A 16422-nucleotide genomic window follows, 5' to 3' on the forward strand; every position below is an offset into this window, starting at 1 on the left:
AGCATTATGGCTGTTACTAATGTCGCTGAACTTAACGCACTCGTAGAGCGTGTGAAAAAAGCCCAGCGTGAATATGCCAGTTTCACTCAAGAACAGGTTGACAAAATCTTCCGCGCCGCCGCTCTGGCTGCCGCAGATGCTCGAATTCCCCTCGCTAAGATGGCCGTTGCCGAATCCGGCATGGGTATCATCGAAGATAAAGTGATTAAAAACCACTTCGCCTCCGAATACATCTATAACGCCTATAAAGATGAAAAAACCTGTGGTGTGCTGTCTGAAGACGACACCTTCGGGACTATCACCATTGCTGAACCGATTGGTATCATCTGCGGTATCGTACCTACCACTAACCCGACGTCTACTGCGATCTTTAAGTCTCTGATTAGCCTGAAGACGCGTAACGCAATCATCTTCTCTCCGCATCCGCGCGCCAAAGATGCAACGAACAAAGCGGCTGACATCGTTTTGCAGGCGGCTATCGCTGCGGGCGCGCCGAAAGACCTGATTGGCTGGATCGATCAACCTTCCGTTGAACTGTCTAACGCGCTGATGCACCACCCTGATATCAACCTGATCCTGGCGACAGGCGGTCCGGGCATGGTTAAAGCTGCATACAGCTCTGGTAAACCGGCTATCGGCGTTGGTGCAGGTAACACGCCGGTTGTTATCGACGAAACAGCAGATATCAAACGTGCGGTGGCTTCCGTACTGATGTCCAAAACTTTCGATAACGGCGTAATCTGTGCATCTGAACAGTCCGTTGTTGTTGTTGACTCCGTTTATGACGCAGTTCGCGAACGTTTCGCCAGCCACGGCGGATACCTGCTGCAAGGCAAAGAGCTGAAAGCCGTTCAGGACGTTATCCTGAAAAATGGCGCGCTGAACGCGGCTATCGTTGGTCAACCGGCATATAAAATTGCTGAACTGGCAGGCTTCACCGTACCAGAAACCACTAAGATTCTGATCGGCGAAGTAACGGCTGTTGATGATAGCGAACCGTTCGCTCACGAAAAACTGTCTCCGACGCTGGCAATGTATCGCGCTAAAGACTTCGAAGACGCTGTTGATAAAGCAGAAAAACTGGTTGCAATGGGCGGTATCGGTCATACCTCCTGCCTGTACACCGACCAGGACAACCAGCCAGAACGCGTTGCTTACTTCGGTCAGATGATGAAAACCGCGCGTATCCTGATTAACACCCCGGCTTCTCAGGGTGGTATCGGCGACCTGTATAACTTCAAACTCGCACCTTCCCTGACTCTGGGTTGTGGTTCCTGGGGTGGTAACTCCATCTCTGAAAACGTTGGTCCGAAACACCTGATCAACAAGAAAACCGTTGCTAAGCGAGCTGAAAACATGTTGTGGCACAAACTTCCGAAATCTATCTACTTCCGCCGTGGCTCTCTGCCAATCGCGCTGGATGAAGTGATTACTGATGGCCACAAACGTGCGCTCATCGTGACCGACCGTTTCCTGTTCAACAATGGCTATGCTGACCAGATCACCTCCGTGCTGAAAGCGGCTGGCGTTGAAACTGAAGTCTTCTTTGAAGTTGAAGCTGACCCGACGCTGACTATCGTTCGTAAAGGCGCAGAGCTGGCGAACTCCTTCAAACCAGACGTGATTATCGCGCTGGGCGGCGGCTCCCCGATGGATGCGGCGAAAATCATGTGGGTCATGTACGAACATCCTGAAACTCACTTCGAAGAACTGGCGCTGCGCTTTATGGACATCCGTAAGCGTATCTACAAGTTCCCGAAAATGGGCGTGAAAGCGAAAATGGTCGCAATCACTACCACTTCCGGTACCGGTTCTGAAGTAACGCCGTTTGCTGTTGTGACCGACGATGCGACCGGTCAGAAATATCCGCTGGCAGACTATGCGCTGACGCCGGATATGGCGATTGTCGATGCGAACCTGGTTATGGACATGCCGAAGTCTCTGTGTGCTTTCGGTGGTCTGGATGCGGTCACTCACGCTCTGGAAGCCTACGTTTCCGTACTGGCATCTGAGTTCTCTGACGGTCAGGCTTTGCAGGCGCTGAAACTGCTGAAAGAAAACCTGCCAGCGTCCTACCACGAAGGGTCTAAAAACCCGGTAGCGCGTGAACGCGTTCACAGTGCAGCGACTATCGCCGGTATCGCGTTTGCGAACGCCTTCCTGGGTGTGTGCCACTCTATGGCGCATAAACTGGGTTCTCAGTTCCACATTCCGCACGGTCTGGCAAACGCCCTGCTGATTTGTAACGTTATCCGTTACAACGCGAACGACAACCCGACCAAGCAGACTGCGTTCAGCCAGTATGACCGTCCGCAGGCTCGCCGTCGCTATGCAGAAATCGCCGACCATCTGGGTCTGAGCGCACCGGGCGACCGTACTGCCGCTAAGATCGAGAAACTGCTGGCATGGCTGGAAAGCGTGAAAGCGGAACTGGGTATTCCTAAGTCTATCCGTGAAGCTGGCGTGCAGGAAGCTGACTTCCTGGCTCATGTAGACAAGCTGTCTGAAGATGCATTCGATGACCAGTGCACCGGCGCTAACCCGCGTTACCCGCTGATCTCCGAGCTGAAACAGATTCTGCTGGATACCTACTACGGCCGTGAATTCACTGAAGGTGAAGTTGCTGCGAAGAAAGAAGCTGCCGCACCGAAAGCTGACAAGAAAGCGAAGAAATCTGCTTAATTCGTTAGCCCAGGCGACATTCTGAAAAAGCCCCCGTCTTCGGGGGCTTTTTTTTGCCTGATGGCGGCACAAGCGCCTTATCAGGCCTACAGGTTCTGCGTAATGTTGTAGGGGTCGCCGGATGGCGGCACAAGTGCCTTATCCGGCCTACAGAACGCGTGCAATCACGCGTGGCGGTGTTTCTCCTGAATCGACGTCAGGGAGCCTTCGGCAAGGGCTTCTTTGTAATGCTTGCGGCATACGGAGACATAACGCTCGTTCCCACCAATCACAACCTGCTCCCCTTCATTATAAGGTCTGCCAGCCTGATCAAGACGCAATACCATGCTTGCCTTACGGCCACAGAAACAGATTGTCTTTAATTCGACGAGCTTATCTGACCACGCGAGTAAGTATTGGCTGCCGCCAAATAACTCGCCACGAAAATCAGTACGCAGTCCGTAACACAACACCGGAATATCCAGTTGGTCAACAACCTCAGATAATTCGTACACCTGCTGGCGAGTCAAAAACTGACACTCATCAACCAGAACGCAATGTATTGTCTGTTGCGCATTCTCGGTGCGAATCTCTTCAAACAACGATGAATTTTGGTTAAACAATTTTGCTGGCGAGGAGAGACCGATACGCGAACTGACTTTACCGGCGCCGAAGCGGTCATCAATTTCCGCTGTATATACAACGGTACGCATCCCGCGTTCCTGATAATTGTATGAAGATTGCAGCAATGCAGTCGACTTACCCGCATTCATTGCCGAATAGTAGAAATATAGCTGTGCCATTGGCAGCAGGCCCTCACCTGGCTGAAATAAAGATTGGGCGGGATTGTATCATAATTTACCGGCATGTCGGGGGCGCCTCGTCACGCCTCCGGTATAAAGAATTGAGCAAACATCGTTCGGTTATACACATTCCTTCACAAATTGTGCCTAAGATATTCATCAATGCTGCTTATCATCTCATCGCATAACCGGGCGCTCATACTTATTGTTACGCTTCCTCATAAATGTGGCAACGTATTAGGACTTTCCCGTAAGGGAAACTAATACAAAAGGTTGAAATTACTGCAATGACAGCCTATTCCACCCTGATAAAATGTGACTAAAATCCTGGAATTTTAACGTTATGCCAGGAGTAACCTCGTTGCCAATAAGCTCTTTTTTGTGCGGTTCTTCAAGAAAAATTTAAGATGGGATAATTAATATCTGTACTTAATAAAGAGCAATTTTGAATTCCTTACATTCCAGGCTATTGCACATCTGAATTTATCGCTCTATTATTAGCTCAACAAACCACCCCCAATATAAGTTTGAGATTACTACAATGAGCGAAGCACTTAAAATTCTGAACAACATCCGTACTCTTCGTGCACAGGCAAGAGAATGTACCCTGGAAACGCTTGAAGAAATGCTGGAAAAATTAGAAGTTGTTGTTAACGAGCGTCGCGAAGAAGAAAGCGCCGCAGCAGCTGAAGTTGAAGAGCGTACCCGTAAACTGCAACAATATCGTGAAATGCTGATTGCCGACGGTATTGATCCGAACGAACTGCTGAATAGCATGGCTGCCGTTAAATCTGGCACTAAAGCTAAACGCGCTGCTCGTCCGGCTAAATATAGCTACGTTGATGAAAACGGTGAAACGAAAACCTGGACTGGCCAGGGTCGTACACCGGCAGTGATCAAAAAAGCGATGGAAGAACAAGGTAAACAACTGGACGATTTCCTGATCAAGGGATAATTCGGAATATGTTTGCTTAAAATCCCGCCAGTGGCGGGATTTTTTTTGCCCTTCCCCCATACCTCGTCTGTTCAGGGCAAAAAAAACGGCGCTGTTAAACAGCGCCGCGCCTTTCAGATTATACCGCTTACTTCTTAATACCCAGCTCATCTTCAAGCCATGCTTTAAATTCAGCGCCCAGAGAATTATGACGGATGCCATATTCAACGAACGCCTGCATGTAACCTAATTTATTACCGCAGTCGTGGCTTTTGCCCTTCATATGGTAGGCTTCGACCGTTTCTTTTTCGATCAGCATATCAATCGCGTCGGTCAGCTGAATTTCGTCGCCCGCTCCCGGAGGGGTTTTCGCCAGCAGAGGCCAGATGTCCGCGCTCAGGACATAACGGCCAACTACCGCGAGATTAGACGGCGCGACATCCGCTTTCGGCTTCTCTACAACGCCAACCATCGGCACGCTTTCGCCCGGTGCTAACGCCGCGCCTTTGCAATCAACAACGCCGTACGCGGTAACATCTTCAACAGGCTCAACCATAATCTGGCTACAGCCGGTTTCGTCAAAACGACGAATCATTTCAGCAAGGTTATCCTGAGACAGATCGGATTCGTATTCATCCAGAATAACGTCCGGCAGAATCACCGCGACGGGCTCATTACCAACAACAGGATGCGCGCACAATACGGCATGACCCAGGCCTTTCGCCAGCCCCTGACGCACCTGCATAATCGTTACGTGCGGAGGGCAAATAGATTGCACCTCTTCCAGCAACTGACGCTTAACACGTTTTTCCAGCATGGCTTCCAGCTCGAAGCTGGTATCGAAATGGTTTTCGATCGAGTTTTTGGAAGAGTGCGTCACCAGCACAATTTCAGTGATGCCCGCAGCAATACATTCATTCACGACATACTGAATTAATGGCTTATCAACCAGCGGCAGCATCTCTTTCGGGATCGCTTTCGTCGCCGGTAACATCCTGGTTCCTAATCCCGCGACCGGGATAACGGCTTTTTTGACTTTCGAATTTAGGGCAGCCATTTAAAAATCTCCTGGACTGTTCATGTATTGAACGTGTTCATCAATCTGTATCGCATCCGAGTATATCAGCACTGGTACAAGCCTCAGTTCCGAAAAGGACGCGTGTTAGTATAATTAAGACAAATACGTATAATCTGGCGCTGATAGTAGCACCCACAGAGAAAGGCGGGTAAATCAATTTCACTTTGCCTTTTCATTTGCTCATTCCGCAGACAACATAAGACGCAAACGTCCGCCCGCGCCCCAAATTTGGCACTGCCATGACCCGCAGCGTTGGCTTAATTGGTTCAGGTAGGTATTGCCCAATGTGCCCAGCGGAACGCCATTACTGATCTGTACCTGGTGAGAACCGGTATTTAACGTCGCATTCAGGCCTGCTGAAACCAGTATCAAATTTTTAAGACCGCTGTGGTAATAACCCACTAATAGCGGAAACTGTCCCGGCAAATTCGCTTGCCGAAGCAGATGATTGACCTGTTTCAATAACGCCCCCAGTTCCGGCAAACGCTGATTCTGATGAGCGAGCTGTTCCTGTAATAAGCCATTAAATAGCGCCCGCAGTAATAACGCGGCCAGTACGCCATTATCCCCTGCCCGCGTCACGTCGAGGCAATAAAAAGCGAGATCGTTATCAGACAGCGGCGCAATATCCAGCACCAGACCGGGTTTGTCTGCCGCAACAAGTTGGCGGTAATTGATTCGGCAATGCGAGATAACCTGCTGAACCGGAGGTTGCAACTCCTGCAACAGCTTTGCTGCCGCCACCGGGTTATCAACCATCGCATCCCAGTCCCGAAACAGGCGTTCTTCTTCTTCAACCCGAGAGTTAAACATATTGGGATAGAGGCAGGCGAAGACGGTTTCCCGCAGACGATTGAGATCTTTCACTGGCTTTAGCAGGACGTCCTCAACGCCCAGTCGCAGCGCTTTGGCGATATCTGCCATATTTTCTGTCGCCGAGATAACCAGAATGGGGGTCTGATCGCCCCGATTACGTAAATGCTCTACCAGTTTGAGACCGTTCATCCTTGGCATCGCAAGATCGCAGATCATCAGATCAGGCGTAAAACTTCCCAGTAACTCCAGGGCGTCAAGACCATCGCCCGCCAGTGCCGTTGTCGCTCCCAAAGAGGAAAACCACGAATCCAGAAGCGAGCGAAATACAGGCTCGTCCTCCACAATAAGAATCTGTTTTCCGACCAATGGCTGCGTCATGTTTTCTCCCCTGACTGGCTTTAGTAAATAGTGGCATGCTATTGCCGCTCGCGCCTGTCAGAATTTGCTTAAGTGTGTATAAAAGGTGCGTTAAACGTCGGTACGCACCAAAGGCAAAAGTTCGTCCATCTTTTTCTCTACCGCCAGTTGTCCCGCAGCAATAGCGGCACTGGCACGGTGGAAGTCCAACGTGGATATTTGCGGACAGAACGGTTGAATCAGAATATCCGGCGGGTCGCCTGCCATTCGGTTGCGTTTAAGGCGGTTTTCCAGCACCTGAATGGACGTTGTCATAATCTCCATCGCCGTTGGCGCGGTGACCGCACGGCGTGAAGTCATGCTGCTGAGGCGCTCTTTCAAACGCGCATGCCAGGAGAGCGAATCATCACTCTCGTCGTTATCATTGCTGACATTCAAAGACAGAAGATCTTGCTGCATGAGGTGCGCATCGTGCTGAAGATCGACCGCAATAACAATATCGGCGCCCATCGCACGCGTCAGAGAAACGGGAACAGGGTTAACGACGGCGCCATCCACCAGCCAGTAGCCGTTATGCGCCACCGGAGACATCAGGCCAGGCATACTGCAAGACGCGCGAACCGCAAGGTGCAGGTCGCCTTCGGTAAACCACAATTCTCGCCCTGTACTCAGGTTGGTCGCCACCGTACCAAAACGTCGGGTGCATTGTTCAAAATCCAGTACCGGCATAACGTTCCGGTACTGATTGAAGACGCGCTCGCCGCGCAGCAACCCTCCTCTGCGCCAGGAGAGATCCATCAGGCGCAGGACATCCCAGTAACTGAATGAGCACACCCACTGTTCAAGCGCGGGCAGTTTATTGCAGGCGTATGCGGCGCCAACCAGCGAACCAATTGAACATCCCGCCACGATATCGATATCAATGCCCATGTGTTTCAGGGCTTTGATGACACCAATATGCGACCATCCTCTTGCGGCGCCGGAACCTAGCGCCAGCCCTATTTTAATTTTTCTCATCGTACGTAAAAACTTCCCCTGGCTTCCAGACGTAGCAACATCGTCACCACTCGGTTAACATAGCGCTACCCTGGCGTTTGTACGCCGTTTTTTTTATCCAGGGAGATGATTGTGTCTCAGCTTTGTCCCTGCGGTAGCGCTGTCGAGTATAGCCTATGTTGCGGCCCTATTGTGTCCGGTGAGCGAGTTGCACCCGATCCGTCACATCTCATGCGTTCTCGCTACTGCGCTTTTGTGATGAAAGACGCAAATTACCTGATTAGAACCTGGCATCCCGCATGTGGTGCAACCGCCTTTCGGGACGATATTGTCGCGGGGTTCGCCCATACTGAGTGGCTTGGGTTGACCATTTTTGAAGAGAGCGGGTCAGACGCGGAAAACACAGGGTATGTCAGTTTTGTGGCCCGTTTTATCGAACAGGGAACACCCGGCGCGATTATTGAACGTTCGCGTTTCTTAAAAGAAAACGGTCAGTGGTACTATATTGACGGTACGCGCCCCCAGTTTGGTCGAAACGATCCCTGCCCCTGCGGGTCCGGCAAAAAATTTAAAAAGTGCTGCGGCTAAAACGCCTGACAGTGCTGATACAGCAAACACATTAAACAGGATTTACCCGGTAATGCATTCACTACAACGAAAAGTTCTGCGCACTATCTGCCCCGATCAGAAGGGCCTCATCGCGCGTATTACAAATATCTGCTACAAGCACGAACTCAATATCGTGCAAAACAACGAATTTGTTGACCACCGGACCGGGCGCTTCTTTATGCGCACAGAGCTGGAAGGCATTTTTAATGATGTCACGCTGCTTGCCGATCTCGACAGCGCATTACCGGAGGGTTCTGTACGCGAGTTAAATCCTGCCGGGCGTCGCCGCGTCGTCATTCTGGTCACCAAAGAAGCGCATTGTCTGGGCGATCTGTTAATGAAAGCCAACTATGGCGGGCTCGACGTTGAGATTTCCGCCGTAATCGGCAACCACGAAACCCTGCGACCTCTGGTTGAACGTTTCGATATTCCTTTCGAGCTGGTCAGCCACGAAGGGTTAACGCGCGACGAGCACGATAAACAGATGGCGGACGCCATTGATGCGCACCAGCCTGATTATGTCGTGCTGGCTAAGTATATGCGCGTCCTGACGCCGGAATTCGTTTCCCGCTTCCCGAATAAGATTATCAATATTCACCATTCGTTCCTGCCGGCTTTTATTGGCGCACGTCCTTACCATCAGGCTTATGAGCGTGGCGTGAAAATTATCGGCGCTACCGCGCACTACGTGAACGATAATCTGGACGAAGGCCCGATCATTATGCAGGACGTAATTCATGTCGATCACACCTATACGGCTGAGGATATGATGCGAGCAGGGCGTGATGTTGAAAAGAATGTGTTAAGCCGCGCATTGTATAAGGTGCTGGCCCAGCGTGTGTTTGTTTACGGGAATCGCACCATCATTCTGTAATCGTCAACGATATGAATTGATTAGCTTTACTCCGTTACGGATGAAAAGTACGCAAACAGTTCATTTTAAGCAAAGGAATGCTTTACAGCGGCGTGTCATTTGATATGATGCGCCCCGCTTCCCAACAGGAAGCAGGCCAGTACAAAGCATTACCCCGTGGTGGGGTTCCCGAGCGGCCAAAGGGAGCAGACTGTAAATCTGCCGTCATCGACTTCGAAGGTTCGAATCCTTCCCCCACCACCATCTCTTCGCAAGACCTCTACAATTTGAATTACCCCTGGTGGGGTTCCCGAGTGGCCAAAGGGAGCAGACTGTAAATCTGCCGTCATCGACTTCGAAGGTTCGAATCCTTCCCCCACCACCATTATTTATCTGTTGCACCCCAGCCAAATTAAATTCCTGTGTTCCATATTTTGCCCGGTGGCACTCCGTTTACCGGGCCTACATGATTACATAACCACATCTTATGTCCGATCGTAGGCCGGATAAGGCGCAGCCGCCATCCGGCAGACAGGCATAAAAAAACCCTGCCGAAGCAGGGTTTAGCCGCACGCAAAGCCGTATCAGCGACGGGCGCGCACGACCTGGTATTTACGCGTCAGGTACTCGACCGGCGCGCTCCAGATGTGAACCAGGCGCGAGAACGGGAACAGCAGGAACAACGTCATCCCCAGCACCAGGTGCAGGCGGAAAATGAACGCTACGCCCTCTAAATGCTCAGACGCGCCGCCGTGGAACGTCACCACAGATTGTGCCCATCCCACCAGTTTCATCATTTCGCTACCGTCCATATGTTGCGCAGAGAACGGAATAGTCAGCAGTCCCAGCGCGCACTGAATCACCAGCAGAGAAAGGATCAAAATATCCGCTCCCGTGGTCGTTGCACGCACGCGTGGGCTGAACAAACGGCGTTTGAGCAGCAGTACGCCACCGACCAGCGTCATCACGCCACAAGCGCCGCCTGCAATCATCGCCATTTTCTGCTTCACTTCAATCGGCAGGAACGCTTCGTACATCCAGTGCGGCGTCAGCATCCCCAGGAAGTGACCCGCGAAGATCCCCAGAATACCGAAGTGGAACAGGTTCGAAGCCAGGTTCATCCCTTTGCGATCCAGCATCTGGCTGGAAGCCGCACGCCAGGTGTACTGACCGTAGTCATAGCGCAACCAGCTGCCAATCAGGAACACTGACCCGGCAATGTACGGATAGATATCAAAGAAGAACATATTCAGGAAGTGCATTATTGCTGTCCTCCGGTGGTGATATTCAAATATTGCGGAGCGACAGCCCCGGCAAAACGACGCTGGTGAGCGGAAATCTCCGACTCGCCGCAACCCTGCTCAGCAAAGAATTTCACCTGTTCTTCTTCCCAGACGGCATCCAGTGCTTGCGGGGTATCGTCACGGACTTCATCCGCAATTTTCTCTGCCACTTTGTCGCTGTCGATAACGGTATTAGCCAGCTTCAGCAGCAGATCGAACAGCACCGCATAGCGACTTTCCCGCTGTTGCAGACGTGCGCCCAGCAACGCCAGAATCGGCGCGATGTCCTGCAAGCCGCCAAGCGCGTCGTTTTTCGGCAACTGTGCCAGATACTCCAGATACAGCGGCAAATGGTCAGGCAACTCACGACTGTCGAGTTGCAGGCCGTGCTGCTCGTACTGTGCCATCAAATCGACCATTGCCTGGCCGCGATCGCGGGATTCGCCATGAACATGCTCAAACAGCAACAGCGACGTGGCGCGACCGCGATCAAACAGTTCGCTGTAGCTTGCCTGTACATCCAGCATCTCCTGCGCAGTGAGATCGCGCAGGAAAACCGCCAGACTCTGGGCATCTTCTTTATCCAGGTTTTCGGATGACGCGAGTGCATCGAAAAGTTCCTGTTGATGCTGCCATAAGGCAGCATCCGGGTACTCGAGCAGACGCGAAACAATGACGAGTTCAATCATTGGTGCGGCTCCGTTTTGCTGCTCACATCGATGGCATCAATGCGGCGGCTGTTGAACAGGTTGAATTTGGTATCTGAACCGTGGCAACCATCGCCGAACGTAAAGCCGCAACCGCTTTTCTCCGGGAACGCCTCACGCGCCAGCTCACGATGGCTGCTCGGGATAACGAAACGGTCTTCATAGTTTGCAATTGCCAGGTAACGGTACATTTCCTGCGCCTGCGCCTCGCTCAGACCCACCTCTTCCAGCGCACGGGTATCCAGTTTACCGTCAACGGTTTCCGCACGTTTGTAGTGACGCATCGCCAGCATACGTTTCAGCGCCAGCAGTACCGGCTGGGTGTCGCCTGCGGTCAGCAGGTTCGCCAGGTACTGAACCGGAATACGCAGGCTTTCCACGTCCGGCAGGATGCCGTTGCTGCCCAGTTCGCCGGCGTCCGCCGCAGACTGAATCGGTGACAGCGGCGGCACGTACCAGACCATCGGCAGCGTACGGTATTCCGGGTGCAGCGGCAGCGCCAGCTTCCAGTCCATCGCCATTTTGTAAACCGGGGACTGCTGCGCCGCATCGATAACGCTCTGCGGAACGCCGTCTTTCAGCGCTTGTTCAATGACCGCCGGATCGTTCGGATCGAGGAACACATCCAGTTGGCGCTGATACAGATCTTTCTCGTTCTCCGTGCTGGCTGCGCTTTCAATCGCATCGGCGTCATACAGCAGCACGCCAAGGTAACGGATACGACCCACGCAGGTTTCGGAACATACGGTCGGTTGACCCGCTTCAATACGCGGATAGCAGAAAATACACTTCTCGGACTTCCCGCTCTTCCAGTTGAAATAGATCTTCTTGTACGGACAACCGGTGATGCACATACGCCAGCCGCGGCATTTGTCCTGATCAATCAGGACGATGCCGTCCTCTTCACGCTTGTAGATGGCGCCGCTCGGGCAGGTCGCCACGCACGCCGGGTTGAGGCAGTGCTCGCACAGACGCGGCAGATACATCATGAAGGTGTTTTCGAACTGGCCGTACATCGCCTTCTGCATGTTTTCGAAGTTCTGGTCTTTGGCGCGTTTTTCAAATTCGCCGCCCAGAATTTCTTCCCAGTTCGGACCGCTGGTGATTTTGTTCATCCGCTGACCGGTGATCAGCGAGCGCGGGCGCGCAATCGGCTGATGCTTGCTTTCCGGCGCGGTATGCAGGTTCTGGTAGTCGTAATCAAACGGCTCGTAGTAATCATCAATGCCCGGCAGATGCGGGTTAGCGAAGATTTTACCCAGCAGCATCGCACGGTTGCCCATGCGAGGTTGCAGTTTGCCGTTAATTTTACGGACCCAGCCGCCTTTCCATTTTTCCTGATTTTCCCAGTCGTTCGGGAAACCGACGCCAGGCTTACTTTCCACGTTATTGAACCAGGCGTATTCCATACCTTCACGGCTGGTCCAGACGTTTTTACAGGTCACTGAACAGGTGTGGCAGCCGATGCATTTATCGAGATTCAGCACCATGCCGACTTGTGAACGAATTTTCATTTTACGCTCTCCTGTACCTGGTCATTGCCTTCGCCATCCAACCAGTTAATGTTCTTCATCTTACGCACCACAACAAACTCATCGCGGTTTGAACCGACCGTACCGTAGTAGTTAAAGCCGTAGGCCAGCTGCGCATAGCCGCCGATCATGTGGGTCGGCTTCGGCGTGATACGGGTTACCGAGTTGTGAATACCGCCGCGCTGCTGGGTAATTTCTGAACCCGGCAGGTTAACGATACGTTCCTGCGCGTGGTACATCATGGTCATCCCGGCCGGAACACGCTGGCTTACCACCGCGCGTGCCGTCAGCGCACCGTTGCTGTTAAAGACCTCGATCCAGTCGTTATCTTCAATACCCAGATCTTTGGCATCGGTTTCGCTCATCCAGACAATCGGCCCACCGCGCGACAGCGTCAGCATCAGCAGGTTGTCGCTGTAGGTAGAGTGGATACCCCACTTCTGGTGCGGCGTCAGGAAGTTGAGTGCTTTTTCCGGGTTGCCGTTAGATTTCTCACCCATCACCGCTTTCACTGAACGCGTGTCGATTGGCGGACGGTAAACCAGCAGGCTTTCGCCAAAGTCACGCATCCACTGATGATCCTGATACAGGGACTGGCGGCCAGACAGCGTACGCCACGGAATCAGCTCGTGAACGTTGGTATAACCGGCATTGTAAGAGACGTGTTCATCTTCCAGGCCAGACCAGGTCGGGCTGGAGATAATTTTGCGCGGCTGCGCCTGAATATCGCGGAAGCGGATTTTCTCTTCTTCTTTATTGGTCGCCAGATGCGTATGGTCACGACCGGTGAACTCACTCAGCGCTGCCCAGGCTTTCACCGCTACGTGGCCGTTAGTTTCCGGCGCCAGCGTGAGGATCATCTCGGCGGCATCAATCGCGGTATTCAGCATCGGCTGGCCTTTTGCCGGGCCTTCAGCTTTGGTGTAATTGAGCTTGCGCAGCAAATCCATTTCGCTCTGAGTGTTCCAGGCGATACCCTTGCCACCGTTGCCGATTTTCTCCATCAGCGGGCCGATAGAGGTAAAGCGCTCATACGTCGCCGGGTAGTCGCGTTCCACCGGAATGATGTGCGGCGCGGTTTTACCTGGGATCAGGTCGCATTCGCCTTTTTTCCAGTCTTTCACGTCCAGCGGCTGCGCCAGTTCGGCAGCGGAGTCGTGCTGAATAGGCAACGTCACCACATCGGTTTCTTTGCCAAGGTGTCCCACGCAGACTTCAGAGAATTTCTTCGCGATGCCTTTATAGATTTCCCAGTCGCTTTTCGATTCCCAGGCCGGGTCAACGGCGGCAGACAACGGGTGAATAAACGGATGCATATCCGAGGTATTCATGTCGTCTTTTTCATACCAGGTGGCGGTCGGCAGCACGATGTCGGAGTACAGGCAGGTGCTCGACAGACGGAAGTCCAGCGTCACCACCAGGTCCAGTTTGCCGTCAAGACCGTTATCCTGCCATTCCACTTCTTCCGGCTTCACGCCGCCCTGCATACCCAGATCTTTGCCCTGAATACCGTTTTCCGTACCCAGCAGGTACTTCAGCATGTACTCATGCCCTTTACCGGATGAACCCAGCAGGTTCGAGCGCCAGATAAACAGGTTACGCGGGTGGTTTTTCCCGTTTTCCGGCTGCTCCGCCGCAAAACGAATCGAGCCTTCTTTCAGCGATTTAACGGTGTAATCCACCGCCGTCATCCCGGCTTTTTCCGCTTCACGCGCGATGTACAGCGGGTTGGTGCCCAACTGCGGCGCAGACGGCAGCCAGCCCATGCGTTCAGCACGCACGTTGAAGTCGATCAGATGACCGCTGTAGCGGGATTTATCCGCCATCGGCGACAGCAGTTCCTGCGCGGTAACCGTCTCGTAGCGCCACTGGCTGGAGTGGTTATAGAAATAGGAGGTGCTGTTCATGTGACGCGCCGGACGCTGCCAGTCAAGAGCAAACGCCAGCGGCTGCCAGCCGGTCTGCGGACGCAGTTTTTCCTGGCCGACATAGTGCGCCCAGCCGCCGCCGCTCTGACCGATACAGCCGCAGAACACCAGCATGTTGATAAGCCCACGATAGTTCATATCGAGGTGATACCAGTGGTTCAGACCGGCGCCGACGATGATCATTGAACGACCATGCGTCTTATCGGCGTTATCCGCAAATTCACGGGCGATACGAGTGATTTGCGCACGCGGTACGCCGGTTATCTGCTCTGCCCACGCCGGAGTATAGGCTTTAATGTCGTCGTAGCTGGTTGCGCAGTTTTCGTCGTTCAGACCGCGTTCCAGGCCATAGTTCGCCATCGTCAGATCGTAAACGGTAGTCACCAGCGCGGTGGTTCCGTCCGCCAGTTGCAGGCGTTTCACCGGCAGCTTGTGCAGCAGAACGTTTTGCAGCTCGACTTTGTTGAAGTGTTCAGTGCCTTCACCGCCAAAGTACGGGAAGCCCACTTCTGCGATATCGTCCTGGCTACCCAGCAGGCTGAGTTGCAGTTCGGTTTCCTCGCCTGACGTACCGTCACGCTGTTCGAGGTTCCATTTGCCTTTCTCGCCCCAGCGGAAGCCAATAGAACCGTTCGGCGCAACCATATCGCCGCGGGTGTTGATGGCAACGGTTTTCCATTCCGGGTTGTTTTCCTGACCCAGCGCGTCAATAAGATCGGCGGCGCGCAGCATACGGCCAGCGGCATAGTAACCGTCGCGTTCTTCAAGCATCACCAGCATCGGCATGTCGGTATAGCGACGGACGTAATCGGTGAAATACTGGCTCGGGTTATCAAGGTGGAATTCACGCAGCATGACGTGGCCCATCGCCAGCGCCATTGCGGCGTCAGTCCCCTGCTTCGGCGCCAGCCACAGGTCGCACAGCTTGGCGATTTCAGCGTAGTCAGGCGTAACGGCAACTGTTTTGGTGCCTTTGTAACGCACTTCAGTAAAGAAGTGGGCATCCGGGGTACGGGTCTGCGGAACGTTAGAGCCCCAGGCGATGATGTAGCTGGAGTTGTACCAGTCAGCGGATTCCGGTACGTCCGTCTGCTCGCCCCAGGTCTGCGGAGACGCAGGCGGCAGGTCGCAGTACCAGTCGTAGAAGCTCAGGCAAGTCCCGCCGATCAGAGACAGGTAACGAGCACCGGATGCGTAAGAGACCATCGACATTGCCGGAATCGGCGAGAAGCCCGCCACGCGATCGGGACCGTAATTTTTGATGGTATAAACGTTGGATGCCGCAATCAGTTCGTTCACTTCCTGCCAGGAAGAACGAACGAAGCCACCACGACCACGCGCTTGTTTGAAGCTTTTTGCTTTATCGGCGTCTTCGATGATGGAAGCCCAGGCTTCTACCGGATCGCTGTGCAGTTTTTTCGCATCACGCCACATTTTCATCAGGCGCTTACGCATCAGCGGATATTTCAGGCGGTTTGCGCTGTAGAGATACCAGGAGTAGCTCGCGCCACGCGGGCAGCCGCGAGGTTCATGGTTCGGCATATCCGGGCGGGTACGCGGGTAGTCTGTCTGCTGGGTTTCCCAGGTGACCAGACCGTTTTTCACATAAATTTTCCAGCTGCAAGAGCCGGTACAGTTTACCCCGTGGGTTGAACGCACGACTTTGTCATGCTGCCAACGTTGGCGGTATCCATCCTCCCAGTCCCGGTTTGTTTCGAGAAGCTGGCCGTGCCCATCGGCAAAGGTTTCGCCCTTCTGTTTGAAGTAGCGAAACCGGTCCAGGAATTTACTCATCGGGTTTCTCCTGTTTGGAGCCTGACGGCTCTCTGATAAATCGACATTGCTGGATTGGCTGTGAAGGTAAC

Annotated in this window: 12 protein-coding genes and 2 tRNA genes; 6 read left to right on the forward strand and 8 right to left on the reverse strand. The window is 53.0% G+C overall.

Annotation, left to right across the window (positions count from 1 at the left end):
- The first annotated feature begins 6 nt into the window (after positions 1-6).
- The gene (gene adhE / locus OGY62_RS10105; RefSeq protein WP_047463440.1) at positions 7-2682 is read left to right on the forward strand and encodes a bifunctional acetaldehyde-CoA/alcohol dehydrogenase; all 2676 of its coding nucleotides are present in this window, start codon (positions 7-9) and stop codon (positions 2680-2682) included.
- Positions 2683-2846: 164 nt separating this feature from the next.
- Here adhE and tdk read toward each other — a convergent pair whose 3' ends face one another.
- Complete coding sequence (tdk, locus tag OGY62_RS10110) at positions 2847-3464, reverse strand: thymidine kinase (protein ID WP_012132197.1); 618 nt, start codon at positions 3462-3464, stop codon at positions 2847-2849.
- Positions 3465-4005: 541 nt separating this feature from the next.
- Here tdk and hns point away from each other — a divergent pair.
- Complete coding sequence (hns, locus tag OGY62_RS10115; protein WP_012132196.1) at positions 4006-4419, forward strand: histone-like nucleoid-structuring protein H-NS; 414 nt, start codon at positions 4006-4008, stop codon at positions 4417-4419.
- Between the two features lie 127 nt (positions 4420-4546).
- Here the strand turns inward: hns and galU are convergent, their stop codons facing one another.
- The 3 genes from galU to rssA form a co-directional block, all read right to left on the reverse strand.
- Positions 4547-5455 carry a UTP--glucose-1-phosphate uridylyltransferase GalU gene (galU, locus tag OGY62_RS10120; RefSeq protein ID WP_012132194.1) on the reverse strand — a complete coding sequence of 303 codons (909 nt, stop codon included), beginning with the start codon at positions 5453-5455 and terminating at the stop codon, positions 4547-4549.
- Between the two features lie 201 nt (positions 5456-5656).
- Entirely contained in the window at positions 5657-6670 is a 1014-nt protein-coding gene (gene rssB / locus OGY62_RS10125) for a two-component system response regulator RssB (RefSeq protein ID WP_104868604.1), read from the reverse strand.
- Positions 6671-6760: 90 nt separating this feature from the next.
- Positions 6761-7666, reverse strand: a complete 906-nt coding sequence (rssA, locus tag OGY62_RS10130; RefSeq protein ID WP_012132192.1) for a patatin-like phospholipase RssA — start codon at positions 7664-7666, stop codon at positions 6761-6763.
- 111 nt (positions 7667-7777) lie between these two features.
- Between rssA and OGY62_RS10135 the strand changes: the two genes are divergently transcribed.
- From OGY62_RS10135 to OGY62_RS10150, 4 genes are all read left to right on the forward strand, one after another.
- The gene (locus OGY62_RS10135; protein ID WP_115182331.1) at positions 7778-8233 is read left to right on the forward strand and encodes a YchJ family protein; all 456 of its coding nucleotides are present in this window, start codon (positions 7778-7780) and stop codon (positions 8231-8233) included.
- 52 nt (positions 8234-8285) lie between these two features.
- Positions 8286-9128: a formyltetrahydrofolate deformylase gene (gene purU / locus OGY62_RS10140; RefSeq protein ID WP_049011367.1), complete on the forward strand. Its 843-nt coding sequence runs from the start codon at positions 8286-8288 to the stop codon at positions 9126-9128.
- 158 nt (positions 9129-9286) lie between these two features.
- Positions 9287-9371, forward strand: a tRNA-Tyr gene (locus OGY62_RS10145).
- A gap of 36 nt (positions 9372-9407) precedes the next feature.
- Positions 9408-9492: transfer RNA gene (locus OGY62_RS10150), tRNA-Tyr, on the forward strand.
- A gap of 199 nt (positions 9493-9691) precedes the next feature.
- Here OGY62_RS10150 and narI read toward each other — a convergent pair.
- Genes narI through OGY62_RS10170 form a run of 4 tightly spaced genes read right to left on the reverse strand, consistent with a single transcriptional unit; the run spans position 9692 to position 16351 of the window.
- Entirely contained in the window at positions 9692-10369 is a 678-nt protein-coding gene (narI, locus tag OGY62_RS10155; RefSeq protein WP_012132187.1) for a respiratory nitrate reductase subunit gamma, read from the reverse strand.
- Positions 10369-11079 carry a nitrate reductase molybdenum cofactor assembly chaperone gene (narJ, locus tag OGY62_RS10160; protein WP_012132186.1) on the reverse strand — a complete coding sequence of 237 codons (711 nt, stop codon included), beginning with the start codon at positions 11077-11079 and terminating at the stop codon, positions 10369-10371. Before narJ ends, narI begins: the two co-directional genes overlap by 1 nt.
- Complete coding sequence (gene narH, locus OGY62_RS10165) at positions 11076-12611, reverse strand: nitrate reductase subunit beta (protein ID WP_012132185.1); 1536 nt, start codon at positions 12609-12611, stop codon at positions 11076-11078. The genes narJ and narH overlap by 4 nt, the downstream gene beginning before the upstream one ends.
- Positions 12608-16351, reverse strand: a complete 3744-nt coding sequence (locus tag OGY62_RS10170; RefSeq protein WP_012132184.1) for a nitrate reductase subunit alpha — start codon at positions 16349-16351, stop codon at positions 12608-12610. Before OGY62_RS10170 ends, narH begins: the two co-directional genes overlap by 4 nt.
- Positions 16352-16422 lie beyond the last annotated feature (71 nt).

Source organism: Citrobacter sp. CK198 (assembly GCF_030333295.1).
Taxonomy (GTDB): Bacteria; Pseudomonadota; Gammaproteobacteria; order Enterobacterales; family Enterobacteriaceae; genus Citrobacter_B; species Citrobacter_B koseri.